The organism is Providencia sp. PROV156 (assembly GCF_028480905.1).
Classification (GTDB): domain Bacteria; phylum Pseudomonadota; class Gammaproteobacteria; order Enterobacterales; family Enterobacteriaceae; genus Providencia; species Providencia hangzhouensis.
Map to the genome: position 1 here is coordinate 33,620 of NZ_JAMPPE010000010.1, position 18,342 is coordinate 51,961.

17 protein-coding genes are annotated in these 18,342 nt (G+C 42.1%); 12 read left to right on the forward strand and 5 right to left on the reverse strand.

Features of this window, described 5'->3' with window-relative positions; genetic code table 11:
• Positions 1 to 8: 8 nt before the first annotated feature.
• The 5 genes from PSF31_RS09215 to PSF31_RS09235 are packed head-to-tail and all read left to right on the forward strand — an operon-like array spanning position 9 to position 3,404.
• On the forward strand, positions 9 to 746 hold the full coding sequence (locus PSF31_RS09215; RefSeq protein ID WP_036958337.1) for a fimbrial biogenesis chaperone: 738 nt from the start codon (positions 9 to 11) through the stop codon (positions 744 to 746).
• 50 nt (positions 747 to 796) lie between these two features.
• Positions 797 to 1,192, forward strand: coding sequence for a hypothetical protein (locus tag PSF31_RS09220; protein WP_141395917.1), 396 nt, complete (start codon positions 797 to 799; stop codon positions 1,190 to 1,192).
• Positions 1,185 to 1,700 carry a fimbrial protein gene (locus PSF31_RS09225; protein ID WP_096864584.1) on the forward strand — a complete coding sequence of 172 codons (516 nt, stop codon included), beginning with the start codon at positions 1,185 to 1,187 and terminating at the stop codon, positions 1,698 to 1,700. The genes PSF31_RS09220 and PSF31_RS09225 overlap by 8 nt, the downstream gene beginning before the upstream one ends.
• Positions 1,700 to 2,233 carry a fimbrial protein gene (locus tag PSF31_RS09230; RefSeq protein WP_096864585.1) on the forward strand — a complete coding sequence of 178 codons (534 nt, stop codon included), beginning with the start codon at positions 1,700 to 1,702 and terminating at the stop codon, positions 2,231 to 2,233. The genes PSF31_RS09225 and PSF31_RS09230 overlap by 1 nt, the downstream gene beginning before the upstream one ends.
• Before the next feature lie 16 nt (positions 2,234 to 2,249).
• Positions 2,250 to 3,404 carry an adhesin gene (locus PSF31_RS09235; protein ID WP_096864586.1) on the forward strand — a complete coding sequence of 385 codons (1,155 nt, stop codon included), beginning with the start codon at positions 2,250 to 2,252 and terminating at the stop codon, positions 3,402 to 3,404.
• 24 nt (positions 3,405 to 3,428) lie between these two features.
• On the opposite strand, the gene PSF31_RS09240 is transcribed toward PSF31_RS09235, so the two are convergent.
• Positions 3,429 to 4,202: an AraC family transcriptional regulator gene (locus PSF31_RS09240; RefSeq protein ID WP_096864587.1), complete on the reverse strand. Its 774-nt coding sequence runs from the start codon at positions 4,200 to 4,202 to the stop codon at positions 3,429 to 3,431.
• A gap of 192 nt (positions 4,203 to 4,394) precedes the next feature.
• Between PSF31_RS09240 and PSF31_RS09245 the strand changes: the two genes are divergently transcribed.
• The 5 genes from PSF31_RS09245 (at position 4,395) to PSF31_RS09265 (ending at position 9,577) form a co-directional block, all read left to right on the forward strand.
• Positions 4,395 to 6,812, forward strand: coding sequence for a DMSO/selenate family reductase complex A subunit (locus tag PSF31_RS09245; RefSeq protein ID WP_164561235.1), 2,418 nt, complete (start codon positions 4,395 to 4,397; stop codon positions 6,810 to 6,812).
• Positions 6,809 to 7,447 carry a DMSO/selenate family reductase complex B subunit gene (locus PSF31_RS09250; protein ID WP_004261008.1) on the forward strand — a complete coding sequence of 213 codons (639 nt, stop codon included), beginning with the start codon at positions 6,809 to 6,811 and terminating at the stop codon, positions 7,445 to 7,447. The genes PSF31_RS09245 and PSF31_RS09250 overlap by 4 nt, the downstream gene beginning before the upstream one ends.
• Positions 7,444 to 8,343, forward strand: a complete 900-nt coding sequence (locus tag PSF31_RS09255) for a dimethyl sulfoxide reductase anchor subunit family protein (RefSeq protein ID WP_096864588.1) — start codon at positions 7,444 to 7,446, stop codon at positions 8,341 to 8,343. Before PSF31_RS09250 ends, PSF31_RS09255 begins: the two co-directional genes overlap by 4 nt.
• Before the next feature lie 38 nt (positions 8,344 to 8,381).
• Positions 8,382 to 8,948: a molecular chaperone TorD family protein gene (locus PSF31_RS09260; protein ID WP_094961423.1), complete on the forward strand. Its 567-nt coding sequence runs from the start codon at positions 8,382 to 8,384 to the stop codon at positions 8,946 to 8,948.
• A 173-nt stretch (positions 8,949 to 9,121) separates the two neighbouring features.
• Positions 9,122 to 9,577, forward strand: a complete 456-nt coding sequence (locus PSF31_RS09265; RefSeq protein ID WP_004260983.1) for a DoxX family protein — start codon at positions 9,122 to 9,124, stop codon at positions 9,575 to 9,577.
• An 83-nt stretch (positions 9,578 to 9,660) separates the two neighbouring features.
• Here the strand turns inward: PSF31_RS09265 and PSF31_RS09270 are convergent, their stop codons facing one another.
• The 3 genes from PSF31_RS09270 to PSF31_RS09280 are packed head-to-tail and all read right to left on the reverse strand — an operon-like array spanning position 9,661 to position 12,827.
• Positions 9,661 to 10,455, reverse strand: a complete 795-nt coding sequence (locus tag PSF31_RS09270) for a nucleotidyltransferase domain-containing protein (protein ID WP_096864589.1) — start codon at positions 10,453 to 10,455, stop codon at positions 9,661 to 9,663.
• A 24-nt stretch (positions 10,456 to 10,479) separates the two neighbouring features.
• Positions 10,480 to 11,706 (reverse strand): RtcB family protein, encoded by a 1,227-nt coding sequence (locus tag PSF31_RS09275; protein ID WP_096864590.1) that lies wholly within the window; start codon positions 11,704 to 11,706, stop codon positions 10,480 to 10,482.
• 2 nt (positions 11,707 to 11,708) lie between these two features.
• Positions 11,709 to 12,827 carry a slipin family protein gene (locus PSF31_RS09280; protein WP_004260972.1) on the reverse strand — a complete coding sequence of 373 codons (1,119 nt, stop codon included), beginning with the start codon at positions 12,825 to 12,827 and terminating at the stop codon, positions 11,709 to 11,711.
• 485 nt (positions 12,828 to 13,312) lie between these two features.
• Here PSF31_RS09280 and rtcR point away from each other — a divergent pair, with 485 nt between their 5' ends.
• Positions 13,313 to 14,896, forward strand: coding sequence for an RNA repair transcriptional activator RtcR (gene rtcR / locus PSF31_RS09285; protein ID WP_096864591.1), 1,584 nt, complete (start codon positions 13,313 to 13,315; stop codon positions 14,894 to 14,896).
• Positions 14,897 to 14,984: 88 nt separating this feature from the next.
• On the opposite strand, the gene PSF31_RS09290 is transcribed toward rtcR, so the two are convergent.
• Positions 14,985 to 17,165: an inverse autotransporter beta domain-containing protein gene (locus tag PSF31_RS09290; protein WP_164561234.1), complete on the reverse strand. Its 2,181-nt coding sequence runs from the start codon at positions 17,163 to 17,165 to the stop codon at positions 14,985 to 14,987.
• Positions 17,166 to 17,399: 234 nt separating this feature from the next.
• Between PSF31_RS09290 and rnz the strand changes: the two genes are divergently transcribed.
• Entirely contained in the window at positions 17,400 to 18,314 is a 915-nt protein-coding gene (gene rnz, locus PSF31_RS09295) for a ribonuclease Z (protein WP_096864594.1), read from the forward strand.
• The last annotated feature ends 28 nt before the right edge of the window (positions 18,315 to 18,342 follow it).

Here is an 18,342-nt window from a genome sequence, read left to right on the forward strand (position 1 = left end):
GGCTAATTATGTGGAAGTTAGATATTTGTTATCAATGGATTGTGAGAGTACTGCTTGTCATACCTATATTATCATTTAATACCTACGCAGCAGTGACCCTGGATCGAACTCGGATTATTTTTCCTGGGGATGTGAAATCGATTAATATCAAGATAACTAATGATAACCCAGAAGAGGCGTATCTCGCACAAAGTTGGATTGAAGACCAACAAGGTAAGAAGCTAACAAAAGGAGCGTTATTGGCTACGCCGCCACTACAACGCGTAGAGCCGAATAGCCAAAGCTTAGTTCGCTTGAGTCTGACGCCTTTATTTAGTCAGTTACCGCAAGATAGGGAATCCGTATTTTATTTTAATTTGCGAGAAGTCCCGCCTAAATCTCATGATGCGAATACCTTACAAATTGCTTTGCAATCGCGAGTGAAGCTTTTTTATCGACCTCCGTCCATTTTAGCCAAGTCAGAAACAAACTGGGCACATAAGGTCACATTAATGAAAACGAATAAAGGGTATCAGCTCAATAATTCAACGCCTTTCAATTTGACGGTTATTGGCTTGGGTAATAACCAAAAACAGTCGGAACAAAGCCAATTTGAAGTGGTGATGGTGCCGCCTAAATCGACTCAAGAGTTTATTTCCCAGCCACTAACAAGACCTCATTTAACCTATATCAACGATTATGGCGGAAAACCGACTTTGGCTTTTCATTGCCAACAAGACGTTTGCACAGTGGTGGATGAATATTAGTTAGCTGAGGGGGATATACGCCTAGCATCAATAATAGAAGGGGTAATGCATTGATAAAGCATATGCTTATTGGTCTATTTTTCATCAGTAGCATGATAGGAGTGATGGCTTCAGCGAACGGACTTTTAAATCATACTGCGGTGAATGAATCACATTATGAAGATTTAAATAGTGGATGGTTAGAAGTGAGCGCTCGATTATTCAATTCGCCTTGCCACTTAAAAATATCAACCTCAGCGGTGATGTTGACTCAATGTGGCGCAGGAGGTGCATTTTCTGCGGATAAAACGCAAACAACGCCCGCACAAATACGCTTCTATGATGTGCAGAATGGAAATGTTACGGCCATGGAGAAAATGAATTTATTAAACGGTAATAATTTTATTCACCCACCTGTTTCAATGCATAAATCGAATTTATTACGGTTGGAGGTGGTTTATGAGTAAGGCCATTTTACTTTTAAGTCTTGTGGTTCCTATTTTTGGTTGGAGTAAGGAAAGCCTAGATGTGGAATTTAGTGGTATTTTAGTCAATAAAACCTGTCAGTTAGCGGCTGATTCCATCAATAAGCGGGTAAAAATTGAAAATATACGTTTGAAGTCGATTAATGACAACATTCCTAGTGATATTACACCATTTTTTATCACGATTGAAAAATGCAGCCAAGCCGACCTTAATAAGATGATTAAGATTATCTGGAAAAGCCCAAAACAAGTCACTGTAGAGGGAGGGAATTACCTTGGAACGGATGGAAGTAGTGGTGTACTGCTTGGTGTAGTTGATAAGCAAGGCGCACTTGTTACTTGGGATAAATCGATTGAGGTAACACCTGTTACGGTTACGGATGGGAGTCAACAATTGGAATTTGGTGTATTTGTGCGTAAAAATCCGTTGAATGAAGCAAAAAAAGGGGTTTTCTCAAGCTCAGCGACTTTTTCATTGGAGTATGAGTAATGAATACGATCAATTGGTTATCTAAATTTGTTTTGTGTTTTTTATTCCTCCCATTTATGTCTAAGTCGGATGTTTTAATCGATGTGAGCGCGACGTTAGTCGACCCAGCCTGCCACCTGCGTAGCGAAGATAACAGTACACCGTTAAAAATCAATTTTGGGGTGATTAATCTACCGCATAACTCTGATGATATTTCCCAATCCCATACATTTCCATTGTATTTAACTGGCTGTAATTGGAATAAATCACTCGGTATTATGATTAACCCCAAAAATAGTAACACTATGGTTTATCAAGGAAAAAGTATTTTATCCACTAGTACTGATGGCCTTGGCATTAATATCAATAATATAACTGGTGGTGTGGCTCATCCACTTGAAGTTAATCAAATTCAACAAATATTTCCAGAACAAATAGATGCCACTTTACAGCGAATTATTTTACAAGCTGAGCTCGTCAATACCCTACCAGCGAGCCAACTCCGTGCTGGAAAATTTAGTGCTATTGCCATGATTTCGGTCACTTACTATTAAGGCGGTAATATCGGTTATGTCTAATTTTCAAATCCTGTTTCAGGCGGTTTCTAGCTCTATAGTGAAAATACCATTTCCCTTATTTTTGAAGAGAGAGTTCTTTAAACACCCATATAGCCTATCAATGTATTTTCTGGTGGTCATTCTTAGTTTGTATGGAATGAATGCTCATGCGGACTATGCATCTCGAATACAAAATTCCAATTCAGGTTATTCAATTCGGATCGATAGTAATAGTGTTATTGAACCCGTTGCACGAGTTGGTTCTGATGGCAAAAATTATTATCGTGTAGGAAACCCTATTGTTATTGATGGTAATAGTGCTCAAGTGAGTGTGTCTGGCTTGGTTGATTGTGTTGGGAGACGATGGGGGAGCAGCAATACAAGAATTCATTCATCACAGGCATTTCATCGTTTGTTTATGTATGTGGCTTCTGCGGGAGTCACGATTGATGGAAAAACAGCCTACCGGATCAATAACAATTTAGTGATGACGGTGGAAACTCCGATAATGAATTGGATAAATATTGATGCAGGAATGTGCTCATATGCTTATGTGGGGCTTGTTAGGGCTGCCCAAGAGTTTACCAGTCAATTTCCAGTTACTATTACATTTTTTATTAATGAGCAAATTATTGATGGAAAACTGGTTATTCCTGCAATGGATTTAGCGGGCTATGTTCGCGCTTTTACTGAGCCTAAAGCAGTGCCACCCTTTGATAGCTGGCCTTTATCTGACTCAACAGTGCCAATGCGTCTTGCCGCTTCTCAGTTAAATGTGAAAGCAATGTGCTCCACGCAAACGAGCTCTGGGCAGGCTAGCACAGTCAATTTGCGACACGGTCAATTAAGTAGTATTCATTACGATAGCTTGGTGACGGAAAGTATCAGATACACGTGCAAATTTGCTGCCTTAACGAAGGTAAGGTTACGGTTAGACTATGTGACAGATGGCGACCCACAAAAGCGCTTGCCAATGAAAGATGCTTCAAATAGAACGATTTACAGTAAGTTAGACATTGTGGATGAACAAACCGGCGCGACAGGTACAGATATTCGTGTGGGAATTCATTCAAATCGCACTATTTATATTCGTAGTCGTATTCAAGGAAATAATGCAGACGCAGGAAGTTATCAAGGGTCTGCATGGTTAATTGCCACATTTGACTAAATTGAATTTTTGAATGGTTAGGTGTTATCCACTAATTCTCTGAATAAAACTGGATGGACTTTGCCCTAACCATTTTTTAAACATGGTCGAAAAAGACCCAACGCTGCTGTAGCCTAAATCAAATGCGACCTCAGTAATGGATTTACCTGCAGAAATATGGGTAATCGCACTTAATAAGCAAGCTTGCTGCCGCCAGGCAGAGAAAGATAACCCCGTTTGAGCACCAAAAAAACGGCTAAATGAGCGCTCACTTTTATGTAGTTTTGCCGCCCACTCCTGTGGTAATGAGGTGATTTGTGGCGCTTTTAGGAATTCCCGACACAACTGGGCTAAATGTTCATCTCGTGGGATGGGGGCGTAGAAAGGCAGGGGCTCTGCTTGTGCAATTTCATACAAAATCAATTGGTACATCACACCATCACGACCATTTAAATCATATTCAATTGGGGTATCAACTGCTTCAAGCAATAGCTGACGAAGTAAGGGGGAAACCCTGAGTACTTCGCATTTGTTTCCCCTACGTGGAGCGGCTTTGGGCTCAATGTATAAGCTACGCGTACTGACATTCAACATGCGCGTTTCATGAGGTGTATTACAGGGGATCCAAACACCACTATCAGGCGGTATGACCCACTCGCCATCTGCGGTACTCACTTCAATCAAGCCTGTCGCACCATATAGAAACTGGGCACGGCGGTGAACGTGAGAATCAAGCAGCACGTTTGGTAAATAGTCTGTTCCGATAGCTAAAACATCACGCGGAGTTGCATCGACAGTTTTCAGAGGAATATTTCGCATAGGAATTTTTCTTGGCTGAGATTCAAAAGTTATCATATATTTTCTGAATATAGGCAATTTTTATTGATATAACCACATGTTTTTCATGGTTGGCTGGAATTCCAATGTGTTTGGCGGTTTTTCGAAAGTTGGTAAACAGGGAAATGTTTACCCTATCGCGGCAACCTAATGTATGCCAGAGGTAGAGTTATCATGGAAAATTATTACGATCAGGCGGATAGTGAGAGTCTGATTGAACCCCTAACCCGTCGTCGGTTTATTCAAGGCAGCTCTGCACTCATGGCTGTCCCATTTATTGCGACAAACACTGTTGCATCAACACCAGAAAACCCGAATATCATCCCAACCACAACGCTGCAAAATGAAGGTGAGCGAGTGGTCTCCACCTGCAGTAGTTTTGACTGTGGTGGCAAATGTGATATTCGAGCACACGTTAAAGAAGGTGTGGTGACACGAATTAGCACCCGTCCAGATGCCGATTTAGACGAAGAGATGCCCATCATGCGTGCTTGCGTGCGTGGCCGCAGTTACCGGAAGTTCGTTTATCACCCAAATCGCCTGAAATACCCAATGAAAAGAGTGGGCAAACGTGGAGAAGGGCGCTTTGAGCGAATTAGCTGGGAAGAAGCGACAACCTTGATTGCTGACAACATGCAGCGTATCAACGCCCAATATGGCCCTGCATCGCGCTTTGTTAGCCTCAGTACTGGGGTAACAGGGGGAATTTTCTCCGGTGCCAATATGTTGCGTCGGTTGTTTAATATCACGGGTGGTTTTCTGGAAAATTACCATTCAGTGAGCAACGGCAATACCATGGCGGTTACGCCTTATACCTATGGCACGTCAGCAAGTGGTAGCACGCTAGACACATTAGAAAATACGCCATTGGTGATCTTGTGGGGACATAACCCGAACGAAACCATTTTTGGTCACACGAATCATTATTTCCAAAAAATGAAAAAAAATGGCACTAAATTTATTGTTGTCGACCCACGTTACTCGGATACCGCGTCGTCATTAGCGGATCAGTGGATCCCCATTTTGCCGACAACAGATAATGCGATGATGGATGCCATGATGTATGTGATCATCAGCGAAGGCCTGCATGATCAATCTTTTATCGACAAATTCACTATTGGTTTTGATGAGCACCAGATGCCCGAAGGCATCCCTGAAAATGAGTCATTAGTGGCTTATTTAATGGGGAAAAAAGATGGTGTGGTGAAAACCCCAGAATGGGCAGAACCTATCACCAAAGTCCCCGCTGATACCATTCGTCAACTGGCTCGCGAATATGCCAATACAAAACCGGCGGCCTTAATGCAAGGTTGGGGGCCTCAACGTCACATCTGTGGTGAACGCTCCGCCAGAGGGGCCACGCTATTAGCCACAATTACCGGAAATGTAGGCGTAAAAGGGGGCTGGGCTGCGGGCTATGGAATGGCAGTGACCCCTGATTTACGTAAAACGTTAGCGGGCCCTAGCCTATTTGAAAACCCCGTTAAAGCGAAAATCAATATCACCAATTGGGTGCAAGCTTGTGAAAACAAAGACCTTGTGACGCCAAATAATGGTTTAAAAAATGCGGAAAAACTCGATACGGAAATCAAAATGATTTTTTCGTTGGCGGGTAACTATATGACTAACCAGAACCCCGATATTTTGCATGCTGCTAAAGTTCTGGAAGATGAAAGTAAAGTTGAGTTTATCGTTTACAGTGACTTATACATGACACCCAGCGCCAAGTATGCCGATATTTTATTGCCTGAAACCAGCTTTTTAGAGCGCTGGAATGTGGGGGGAACATGGGGAACTGGCAACTATATTATTTTATCGGAAAAAGTCGTTGAGCCTGAATTTGAGCGGCGTAGTGACTATGAGTGGTTGCGAGAGGTCGCTGAAAAACTCGGCGTTGGCGAGAAATTCAGTGAAGGTCGTACAGAAAAACAGTGGATCGAGCATTTAGTCAATGATGCCCATCAGAAACGCCCAGAAGATGGCATTCCAACTTTTGATGAGCTGCTGGTTAAACGCCGTCATTTGTTAAAGCACAAACCCCATGTTGGGCATGTCGCTTTTGAGAAAAATATTAATGATATCGATAATAACCCGTTTGAAACGCCATCAGGAAAAATTGAGATTTTCTCTCAGCGTCTTTATGAACGTAATGATGTGGATATCCCAGCGTTATCCCATTATGTGCCTGCCATTGAAGGGCCTGAAGATGAACTTGTTTCCCGATATCCATTGCAGTTGATTACTTGGAAAGGCCGTAACCGTGCCAATTCAACGCAATTTGCTAACCCGTGGCTACAAGAGGTACAGCGCCAAGAGTTGTGGATCAACCCCATTGATGCCAAAAAACGAAATATTACGGATGGAGAGCGCGTCAAAGTGAATAACGACCGCGGTATCACCATGGTGCCCGTCAAAATCACCCAGCGGATTATGCCCGGAGTGGTGGCTTTACAAGCAGGAGCATGGTGGCAACCTGATGAAAATGGCGTTGACCAAGGTGGCTGCGCTAACGTTTTAACATCGGCCCGTAGCACGGCGATGGCACATGGAAATGCCCATCAAACCTTATTGGTGGAGGTAAGCAAAGCATGAGTAAATTTCACGTTTATCCCGCTGTAAGCAGCAAACAGCTTGGTTTTTATATTGATTCTGCACGTTGCTCAGGTTGTAAAGCCTGCCAAGTGGCGTGCAAAGATAAAAATAATCTCGATGTCGGGCGCAAATATCGTCGCGTATACGAAGTCGCTGGCGGTGAGTTTATTGAAAATGGCACGGGAGGACTGGTGAATAACGTCTTTGCTTATACGTTATCCATTTCCTGCAACCACTGCGCCGACCCAATGTGTGTGAAAAACTGCCCGACAACGGCGATGCACAAGCGTGAAGGGGATGGCATCGTGATGGTCAATACAGACAAATGCGTGGGTTGTGGAACTTGCGCTTGGTCTTGCCCATATGGCGCACCGCAAATGAACCCTGAAACCAAGCAAATGTCGAAATGTGATTTTTGCATCGACCTGCAACTCAAAGGGGAGCAACCCGTCTGCGTCGCTACGTGCCCATTAGGGGCCATTCAGTTCGGCCCAATAGATGAACTCAGACAACGTTATGGCGAGCTGGCGGATGTCCGTGGGTTGCCAGACTCATCGATTACCCATCCCAATTTAGTGATCCACCCACATCTTGGGGCTGGTCGCACTCAAAACTCACAAGGAGAAGCCAAATGAATGAATGGCCATTATTGTTATTCACATTTTTAATGCAAACATCCATTGGGTTGAGTGTGATGTTAGCGCTTTTTGCGAAAAAATTATCAGCGGCTTTACCTCACAAAACGAATACACAATTTTTGCAGCAATACGTGTTTGTTACCTGTGTATTTGCGGGGGTAGGTTTATTGTCTTCAATCACCCACTTAGGGGTTCCTTTGAATGCGCCTAATTCTTTGTTGAATATCTTTTCATCGTGGTTAAGCCGTGAAGTGGTTTTCACTGCAACCTATTTTACTTTTCTTGGGCTGACTTTTTTGTGGCTATGGTTCAAAAAGGAATTGTCGTTTCTGCTGCTTGGTTTGGCTATCATTGCTGGGTTATGTGATGTGTATGCCATGGCTTCAATTTATCGTTATACATCAATGTTAACGTGGATGAATGATAATACTTATTTGATGTTCTACGGCACGATGTTAACTGCGGGAGCTGCTGGGTATTATTTATTAATCAATTTGTTATTGCGTTTTCATGCAGGATCGCCAGCGGCTCAAGTCTCAACGCGTGGGTTATGGGTGCTATGGGCGGTTATTGGCATTAGCTTATTAGCCCGTTTAGCTTATCAACCTGCCTATGAAAGTTACTTAGTTAGCACGAGTTATCATAATGAATCGATTACATTTCCTATCGACTCTATTCATGCCTACCAAAGGATTTGGTCGCTGCGTATCACTAGCTGGGTAGTTGGAATACTGGCGGTGATTTTATTGGGATATGGATTATTTCGTCATATGCGACAAACCGCGAGTGGGGTTATGACTTCGAGCAGCAAAGGGTACTTAGTGGTGGGTTGTGCGGTTGCCATAATTGCTGAATTTATGCTGCGTTACTGTTTCTATACTATTCATCTGTAAATAAATAACAGTTTATCGCTTAGGAAATTACCTTTTTTATGATCCATTTTTCACATTATGCAGCAGCGTTTAATATCTTAGGCACTTGCTATTTATTTTCTCCAAATGATGATGCAAGCCATTATGCGATAAGTTTCTTCAAGCTAAATGACTTTGCATCTCAGTGGCCTTGTAAAATCAGTACTCAGCTTAGCGAACGCATCTCGGCATCGCTAAGCATCGAAATAGCGACGCTGCATACTCAGTGGACAAATTTATTTATTGGGCCTGAAGCATTACCTGCTCCGCCATGGGGCTCGGTATACCTCGACCCTGAAGGCGTATTACAGGGCTCTTCGACACTGGCGCTGAGCGAGTTTTTACAACGAGAGCGTTTAAAAATTCAGACGCGTTATCCAGAGCCTTCTGACCATGTTGGTTTAATGTTATTTCAAGCGGCAGTTTTGGCTTCACAAGTCAGGGAGGCAGCATTAAAAGAATTGCTAAATGACCATTTGGGGAGTTGGTTACCCCAGTTTTCTCAGCAATTAAATCGAACAACATGTAGCCCGTTTTATAACGCATTAACGGAATTAGCGCTGGTTACTGTAAGGTCATGTATATAATATTGTTCAGTATATTTGACCTTTTAATGGTTAATTAAACGTAATATTTGAATGGGTGAAAAGTTAACAAAATTTAATTAAATGAAAATTGATTTAGTTATAAGAAATGCAAATTAAAATGATTCTTACTTTACCTTTCTAAGTCATAATGCATTTTTAAGTCATACTACTTAATGATGTTTTTGGATATCCATAGGGGGTATAAAGTGGTCAATTTATTAAATCGTTTGTTGTCCCATGAAGATGCTGGCAGGTTGTTATTGCGTCTTTCCGTCGGTGGGCTCATGTTATTTCATGGTATGAGTAAATTAATGACAGGGGCGAGTGGTATTAAAGCGCTGCTAGCTTCTTATGGCTTACCTGAATTTATCGCTTATGGAACAATTTTAGGTGAAGTTGTTGCGCCTATTTTCATTATTTTAGGGATTTTAACTCGCCCATCTGCATTATTAGTTGCCTTCACTATGGTGATTGCATGGCTGATGATTGGGCTAGATAAAACATTCGTGCTTGATAAAACAGGCGCATGGGCGATTGAAAGTATTGTGTATTTCTTCTTGAGCGGTATTGCATTGGCATTTTTAGGTGCGGGTAAATATTCCATTATCAAAAACCCGAACTGGCGATAAATCCGTTTTTCTTTCGTGTTTGACATTGCCTTTGAAAAAAGACCATCAAAAATGTTCTGATGGTCTTTTTTTAATCATGATAGTCAATTAGTTGCTAGCACAATTGTACGCAAGAACTCGTCTAATAATCGGCTGTCACGGCAAGCGGGCTCAGGAAATTGCATACGTTCTGCATTGGCTATGACTTCCAGAACGAGCTTATCAATAGCTGGGCGCCTCGCACCATAATCACTTTCAACCGCTTGGTGCTTAATAACCAGCAATTCATCTATCTCTGCAAGTACCTTGTTATCGGTAACTGTGGCCGCGACTAATTCAGGAAATGCCATTGGTGGCATACTCTTGCTTACTTCTATCCAACGCAGGGCTAATATCGCACGCAGCAGATAAAGATATTTTTTCAGTTTAACGCGCTCACCTTTAAAGTCAGTATGTAAATTACGCTTACTTATTGATAAATAGTGATAGCGTGATTTTAATGGTGAATAAAATTGCGCAGCCAGTTGCTCCAGTTGAGTAAAAAATGCCTCATCCTTAAAATAAACAATGGGTGAATGCAACCACTCTATTAATGCAGGGTTAGAGTTACGCATTAATTTCAATGCTTTAGATAGCTCCCAACCTGATACATCCAGCTCATCATCAATTGGCTTTTCTATCACATCGCGTTTTTTATCTAGCGTTAGGTACCAAGCAAGTTTGTGAACATAGATAAATCGGACATCATAGTCGCTGTCGCGGGAGGCAAAGCCCCAACCGCGACTTCCGGACTCACACGCAAACAGTATTTTAACGTGATGAGTTTCTTCTATTTCTTTGAGTGTATTTCCTATCCGTTCTTTCATCAGCACGGATACACTTTCATGGCCAGTTTCCATGCTTTCTCCTGTTACTTTTTATATTTACCCTTTCACACACACCACTTGGCGTAGGGTATGAACAATTTCAACCAGTGATGATTGAGCCGCCATAACTGCGTCGATGTCTTTGTATGCCATCGGTATTTCGTCAATCACATCACTGTCTTTTCGGCACTCAACATGGGCGGTCGCCATTTTTTGGTCGCTTACAGAGAAACGTTTTTTCGCCTCTGTCCGGCTCATTACGCGTCCTGCACCGTGGCTACATGAGCAAAAACTTTCTTTGTCACCTAAACCGCGCACGATAAAACTTTTTGCTCCCATAGACCCTGGAATGATCCCCATTTGGCCCTTTCGAGCCGACACGGCACCTTTTCGGGTTACCAGTACCTCTTCACCAAAGTGCTGTTCTTTTTGCACATAGTTATGATGGCAATTTACGGCTTCTTGCTCTGTGATAAACGGTTTTGGAATTTCGCGTGATAGTGCTTCCAGAACGCGGTGCATCATCACTTCACGGTTATGGCGAGCAAAGTCCTGCGCCCAACCTACCGCTTCCATATAGTCATTAAAATGCACGCTTCCTTCTTCGAAATACGCGAGGTCTCTATCCGGCAAATTGGCGATATGCTGTTGCATATCTTTTTGCGCTAATGTGATAAACAGATTACCAATCGCGTTTCCTACACCACGTGACCCGCTATGTAGCATTATCCACACACGGTCTTGTTCATCCAAACACAGTTCAATAAAGTGGTTTCCCGTTCCCAATGTTCCTAAGTGGTTGTAATGATTGGTTCCACGCAGTTTTGGGTACTTATCACAGATACGTTTGAACTCTTCATCCAAGTGTGCCCAGTGGGTATCGACAATATCAGGGGTACGATGCCAAGCCCCTTTATCACGTCCATGTCGATGTGTAGTTCGACCGTGCGGAACCGCCGACTCAATAGCAAAACGGATGTTTTGCAAGCTATCCGGCAAATCCGATGCCGTTAAGGACGTTCGCACGGCAATCATTCCACAACCAATATCCACGCCGACTGCCGCAGGAATAATGGCCCCTTTGGTTGGTATCACACTTCCAATCGTCGAACCTTTCCCAACGTGTACATCAGGCATTACCGCAAGGTGCTTAAAAATAAACGGCATTTTAGCGGTGTTTTGTAGTTGTGTTACCGCTTTCGGGTCTACAGGCACGCCGTTGGTCCACATTTTTACAGGCACGCCATTTTCTTGAATTAATTGATTAAATTTATTGTTATTCATTGTTATTCCTTAATTTTTACCAATCCGTTTAATACTTGATCTAATCCACCGTAAACGGAAATTTGGTCGATTCGATGTGCGATACTTTCTAAGGTCTCAAGTTCTTTTAAACGCAATGCAACCGGGTTGTTTTCCATTACTTTTGCGGTATTTAACAGTGAACGAGTCGCGGCAGTTTCTTCGCGGCGGCGGATCACGTTAGCTTGTGCCGATTTTTCGGCTTCAACGACTTGGGATAAAATAGTGCGCATATCTCCCGGCAAAATGATGTCTTTTACACCGATACTGTCAATTTCTAGGCCAAATTCAACCACGCATTGCGCGACTTGAGCTAACATCAGCTCATCGACTAATTGTTTGTTTTCTAATAGTTCATCTAAGGTTCGAGTCCCCACGATTTCTCGTATTGAAAACTGCAATTCACGATATAAATGCTCTACAGGCTGACTCAATTTTGAGAACGCCAGTAAAATATCGTGATAGCGCCAGTTAGCGCACAGGTTGATGCGTAATGTGACTTTGTCTTTGGTTAAAATCTCTTGTCCGCTAATTTCTAATGATTGTAAACGGGTGTCTATTATCTCAACTTCCGGTTTGTGGTTGATTTTCCAATAACCGTAAGTTCCCGGTTGTAATAAATCTTGTATCTCACCATCAATTTTTAACATACCGACATGCCATGCAGGTACTTGGCTAATCAAGGCCAACTCATTGCCTTTAATGCGTTTTTTACCCATCAGACGTGCAACGAATGCAGAGTCAATAACGCTATTTTCTAGCGACTGCGGCTCCACTTTTAAATTATTGCCATTTTTCCAATACAACCGACGGGTCGCTGGTGGCAATATTTCTGTCAAACTATTGTGCAAGTAAATAAAACCAATCTCGTCATCAGTCAAAGCGATGTCAATACAGTGGTCATCAACCCAATCAGGGTGAAATTGGCGTAAGTGGTCTGCTAGTTTTTCATCAATAGGTTCGTTATCAAGTGTGAACAATGACACAGTCAATCGATTGAACCAATCATTTAAACGGTGCTCACCCGCAGTCAGTAATTGTTTAAAATCCCCATTTTTAGCGGTCAATGCGATTTGTCCTTGAGCGATATTTATTTTTTTCATTATTTTTCCTTTTTCAATATTTATCCGGCACTGAAGAAAAAAGCGAAGTGGTGAGGGGAAAAGTAGAGTGCCAAAATTGGCTGTCTAAATTTCTGCTCATCACTCGGCAAAGCTCTCGAGTGGCGGTTTTAAGCTTAACTTCTGCTTAGTTTTATACAGTTGGATTTGTATTTTTTTCAGGAGTCGAACCTGATAGCTAGGCTATTACCAAGGTATCTTCCTGACGGCGGCATACAGACCATGTAGTGGCTAAGCCACCATGTCTGCACCGGTTGAACTTGCAGTTCATACAATTTCCGGCAGTGGATGAATATAGTATTGCCAGAAGCGTGCCAACTTTTTTAAAAATGAAATAAATATTTCTACTACATTGAAAAATAAGTAAAAAATAATATTAAGAGAAAAGTGGGTAACATTGGCGTGGTAAATGGATTATGCTATTTATTATCTTTTTATATCGTAACTTATAAATTTATATAAATACTATGAGCAAGAAACGTAAGGTTGTGATTGGTGTATTGGGCACAGTACTCGATAGAAGAGGCAAAAAAGCCAATCGCTGGACAAAATGGCGGCCAACGGTTGGTCTTTGCCAACAGCCTGATTTGGATATTGGTCGTTTTGAATTACTGCATCAGGTGAATGACTATGGCATGGCGCACCGGGTGAAAGAGGATATTGAACAAGCTTCTCCCAATACGGAAGTGGTACTGCATGAGGTGGATATTGCTGACCCGTGGGATTTTGAAGAGGTTTATACCTCATTACTGGATTTTTCTTCGCATTATCAATTTGATACTGATAATGAAGAGTATCTTGTACATATCACTACGGGTACCCATGTGGTGCAAATCTGTTGGTTTTTATTAACGGAAGCTCATTATTTACCAGCCAAATTAATTCAAACTTCACCGAGCCAAAAAGGGCGAGAAAAAGACCCTATCGGCATTCATACCGTGATTGACCTTGATTTAAGCCGTTATACCCATATCACCAGCCGTTTCCAAACAGAGCAGCAACAGCAGGTTTCGTTTTTAAAATCGGGTATTGCCACCCGCAACGCGGCATTTAATACCATGATTGAGCAAATCGAACGTGTCGCACTGCGTTCTAAAGCCCCGATTTTACTCAATGGGCCAACGGGGGCGGGGAAGTCTTTCTTAGCTCGGCGAATTTATCAACTGCGTGAAAGTCGCCACCAAGTTAAAGGGCGCTTTGTGGAAGTAAACTGCGCTACCTTGCGTGGTGATAACGCTATGTCAACGCTGTTTGGTCATGTAAAAGGGGCATTCACAGGGGCAATCAACCCAAGGCGTGGATTACTGAAAGAAGCGGATGGCGGTATTTTATTTCTCGATGAAATTGCGGAACTTGGGCTAGATGAACAAGCAATGCTATTGAAAGCCATCGAAGAAAAAAGCTTTTTCCCTTATGGTTCAGATGAAGAAATTCACAGTGATTTTCAATTAATTGCAGGGACTCACCGTAATTTGGCGCAGCAAGTGGAGGAGGGCAAATTTCGTGAAGACCTATTTGCCCGTATCAATATGTGGACGTTTGCGTTACCGGGCTTGCGTGACCGCCGTGAAGACATCGAACCGAATATTGATTATGAATTAGCCAAATTTTGCCAAGAGCAACAAAGCCAAATTCGTTTTGATAGCGAAGCTCGCAATGTGTATGTGAAGTTTGCCTGTTCCTCTCAGGCCCTGTGGCGTGGCAATTTTCGTGAGTTGGGTGCATCCATTAGCCGGATGGCAACGTTTGCCGAACGCGGGCGTATTACTAAAGCGGTGGCCGAAGAAGAAATTGGCCGTTTGCAAGCCCAATGGCAGTCAAAATCAACCAATACATTACCAAAGCAAATTGGTGAAATTGATTTATTCGACCAACCACAGTTGGCAACAGTGCTGGAAGTTTGTCGCCGTTCATCTACCCTTTCCGAAGCGGGGCGTGAGCTGTTTGCCGTTTCGCGGCAGCAGAAAAAACAACCCAATGATGCAGACAGGCTGCGAAAGTATCTCGCTAAATTTGGGTTGGATTGGGATGGGTTGAAGGGGAACGGTTGAAAAAATTTATAGTAGAAAGCCCCTATTAAGGGGCAAATTGTGACGCTGAAAGGGCAGTTAAATTAAGTCTATTTTATTGTTAGCAGTGTTATCCCATATTTTGAAATAGCTCCCTTAGCAAACTTAACGGTGTGCGTGTAGGACTATTTTTCTCATTTACTGTAGATTTAAAAAGAGTCCCAATACTCGGCTGAATATTTATCGCAGATCCATCCCTTAGAAAGTTAACTTGTATTGTTCGACTATCGCCATTCAGGGTGGCAATGATATTTATAGAACCTTCGACTAAGCTGCTGATTTCTAATTCTGTATTTCCATATTCATCAGTCAATTTAATTGGTGAGATAATGGCATTTGCTGCTTCAAAGTGAACGTGTGCTCCTGCGATGCTTTGTCGGCTATTATTCACAATATGCAGTTTAATTTTGTTTTTACTGATCCCATCTGCCACTGCATTGTTTTGAATGATATCGATGCTACCAATGAATGACTGGCTAATATCGGATTTAAAGTTATATATTTCATTAATTTCTGTACCATGCTCAATATTTGCTTTTATTGCATAACTTCCTGATACCAAACTAGTAAATTGAATGGAAGCCTCACCTTTACTGTTAGCGATGATGCTATGGGATTGTTCAGAAACTGATTTTTCTGCCTGAGCCTTCCACATAAAATGATTAAGTAATGAATAATATCCCGTATTTTTTTGATTAATAGAATTAAGATTTGCAGGCAATGTGAAATTGACTTTCGCATTGGGTACTGGGTGGCCAAGAGTATCTTTAATTACTACAGTGAATATATTTGTATTTTTACCATCAGCGACAGCATTATTTCTTTTTGCGGTATTCTTATGGGTGATAGTGAGAGCGCCTGTGTTGGTAACTTCAATTAACGTTTCTGCTTGTGGTGAGACATTTCCATTAGTGTCATAAGCCGTCACGGTTAAGCGATAAAGATTGAGTTGTGAGTTTTTAAATGAATGACTGGCAATTTTATAAGACGGTAGTTTTACTGAACTTTCTCTGCCATTAAGGTGTATTTTCCCCCCTGCTGCTATCAATTCAGGGGCTTCTATCACTATTTTTTCTAGCGGGTATTTCGTGGTTAAATTGCGGATAATAGAAAGCTCTTCCCCTGTCATACCCTGAATAACTTTCGGTAATGATAATGAAATTAAGCTTTTCTTTTGGTACTCCAACACAATATTGTTGTTACGATTAATAAAATCATAGCGATTGGTGGAAATATGGCGAGTGGCCGCTACCGCCGAAGTATCAAGATGTTGCGCTAAGCTCCTTCCTAGCAACCAATTAAACGCCACTTTAGCATTTGTCTCATTTGTTCCACTATTGCCTATTTTATGTTCTGCATTTATTGCGAGCAGAGGAAATGGAGACCAATTGACGCCGACGGTAGCCGCCATTGGGTCTTTCTGGCGCTCATTTTTGCCAAATAAAGCGACGTCATCTCCGTAATATTGTTCCAGTTTTAGGTTCGCACCTAAATTCGCATACGTGGGTAGCCAACCTTCAAGTTGAATATCCCAGCCGTTGGCGGGGCGTGCGTTATAATCATCGGCTAATTCGGATGCACTACGCCAAGTCGATAGCCCCAAATAGCTATTCGCACTCATTCGAACGTAATCTTGAGCATATTCCACACCAAACCCTAAGCGCGAATGGTAATGGGATAAATCATGATCAAAGAAAGCATTTACCCCCATCATGCTATTTTGTTGGAAATGACGTAAACCAATACCGTTATTGGTCTGTAGCCGGCCATCAGTACGGTGAATACTGTGCTGAGAAAATAACAACAAATCTTGCTGTTTATACCAAGGTACTAACCAATCTAATTGAGAGGTCTTAATTGACAATTTTTTATCGAGATTAATATTTAGCCTGGCATTACCGGCTTTGGATAACCAATGTGTTATTTCATCCGTCGCCATATTTGCGGCTTTATGGCGAGCGTAATCTTGTGCCATATCTGCCAGATTTTTGGTGTTTTTTTCTTCAGAAGCAAAGTTTGCGGCATTTTGTCCATATTCCGCTAAAAAACGTTCAGTACTATCTTCAGGTTGGGCTTTGGGTTGGGTTCCTTCAAATTGAATAGCCTGACTACCGAGTGTAGGTAAATCGTCTAAATGGACGATTTGGGCATAACTTGGCACCATTGGCAAAATAGCCGTAGACCAAATTGCCGTAGAGAGGAGCAAACTGTTCGGTAGTTTAGGTTTCAATTTTGACGAAGGGGGATTCATCGAACATATTCCTGATATCAACATTAATATCGCTATTTTCAGGGCAGACAATGATCAGTGCTTGTGAATTGATCGGATGAATATGGAAATACGATTTGTATATTGGAAATATTTGGAATAACTGGCTTTGGTTGATAATCAAAAAATACGGAATACTATACAGATTAAAATAAATGATTTTTTTATTGGAAAAAATCTTACCATAATAAAAACAACAAATTAGATGAGGAAGTTATGGAGTTAACATTTTTAGGAACCAGTGCTGGGGTGCCGACAAAAGAGCGCAATGTCACCAGTATGATATTAAATTTAGTCGGTATCCGTAAAAGCTACTGGTTATTTGATTGTGGAGAAGGGACACAACATCGCATTTTAAATAGCCCATTTAAAACGCCAAAAATTGAGAAAATATTTATTACCCATTTACATGGCGACCATATTTTTGGTCTACCCGGTTTGTTATGTAGCCGCTCAATGGGTGGGGCAACAGACCCACTGACTGTTTATGGTCCAAAAGGGTTAAAACACTATATTGAAACGGTATTAGCCGTGAGTGTGTCTTATATGACATACCCGTTGGAAATCGTTGAAATTGAAGCTGGGCAGTTATTTGATGATGGGGAGTTAATTGTGACGGCTTATGCTCTTGACCACCGTGTTGAGTGCTACGGCTATCGTATTGAAGAGCACCCAAAAAGTGGTGCATTAGACGCAGTCAAATTAGCCAATGACAATATTCCTCGCGGCCCTTGGATGCAAGCGCTTAAAGCGGGTGAAACCATTGTTCTTGATGATGGGCGAGTCGTGAATGGGGCTGATTACCTTGGTGAGCCTATTCCCGGTAAAGTCGTTGCGATTTTTGGTGATACTCAACCGACAGAACAAGCACTGGAGCTTGCGAGAAATGCCGATGTAATGATCCATGAAACCACCTTAGAGGCCGAATTTGCGAAAAAAGCCAATGAGCGTGGCCACTCGACTACGGTACAAGCGGCGGAGTTAGCACGTGCTGCTGGGGTTAAGCGTTTTATCGCAACTCATATTAGTGGTCGCTACGTGAGTGAAGATATACCAAGATTGCTTGCAGAGTGCCAATCGGTGTTCCTCGCAACAGAAATCGCAGAAGACTATTTAACCGTGAAGATTTAATGTTAGCGGGCAAGATATTGTCCGCTAA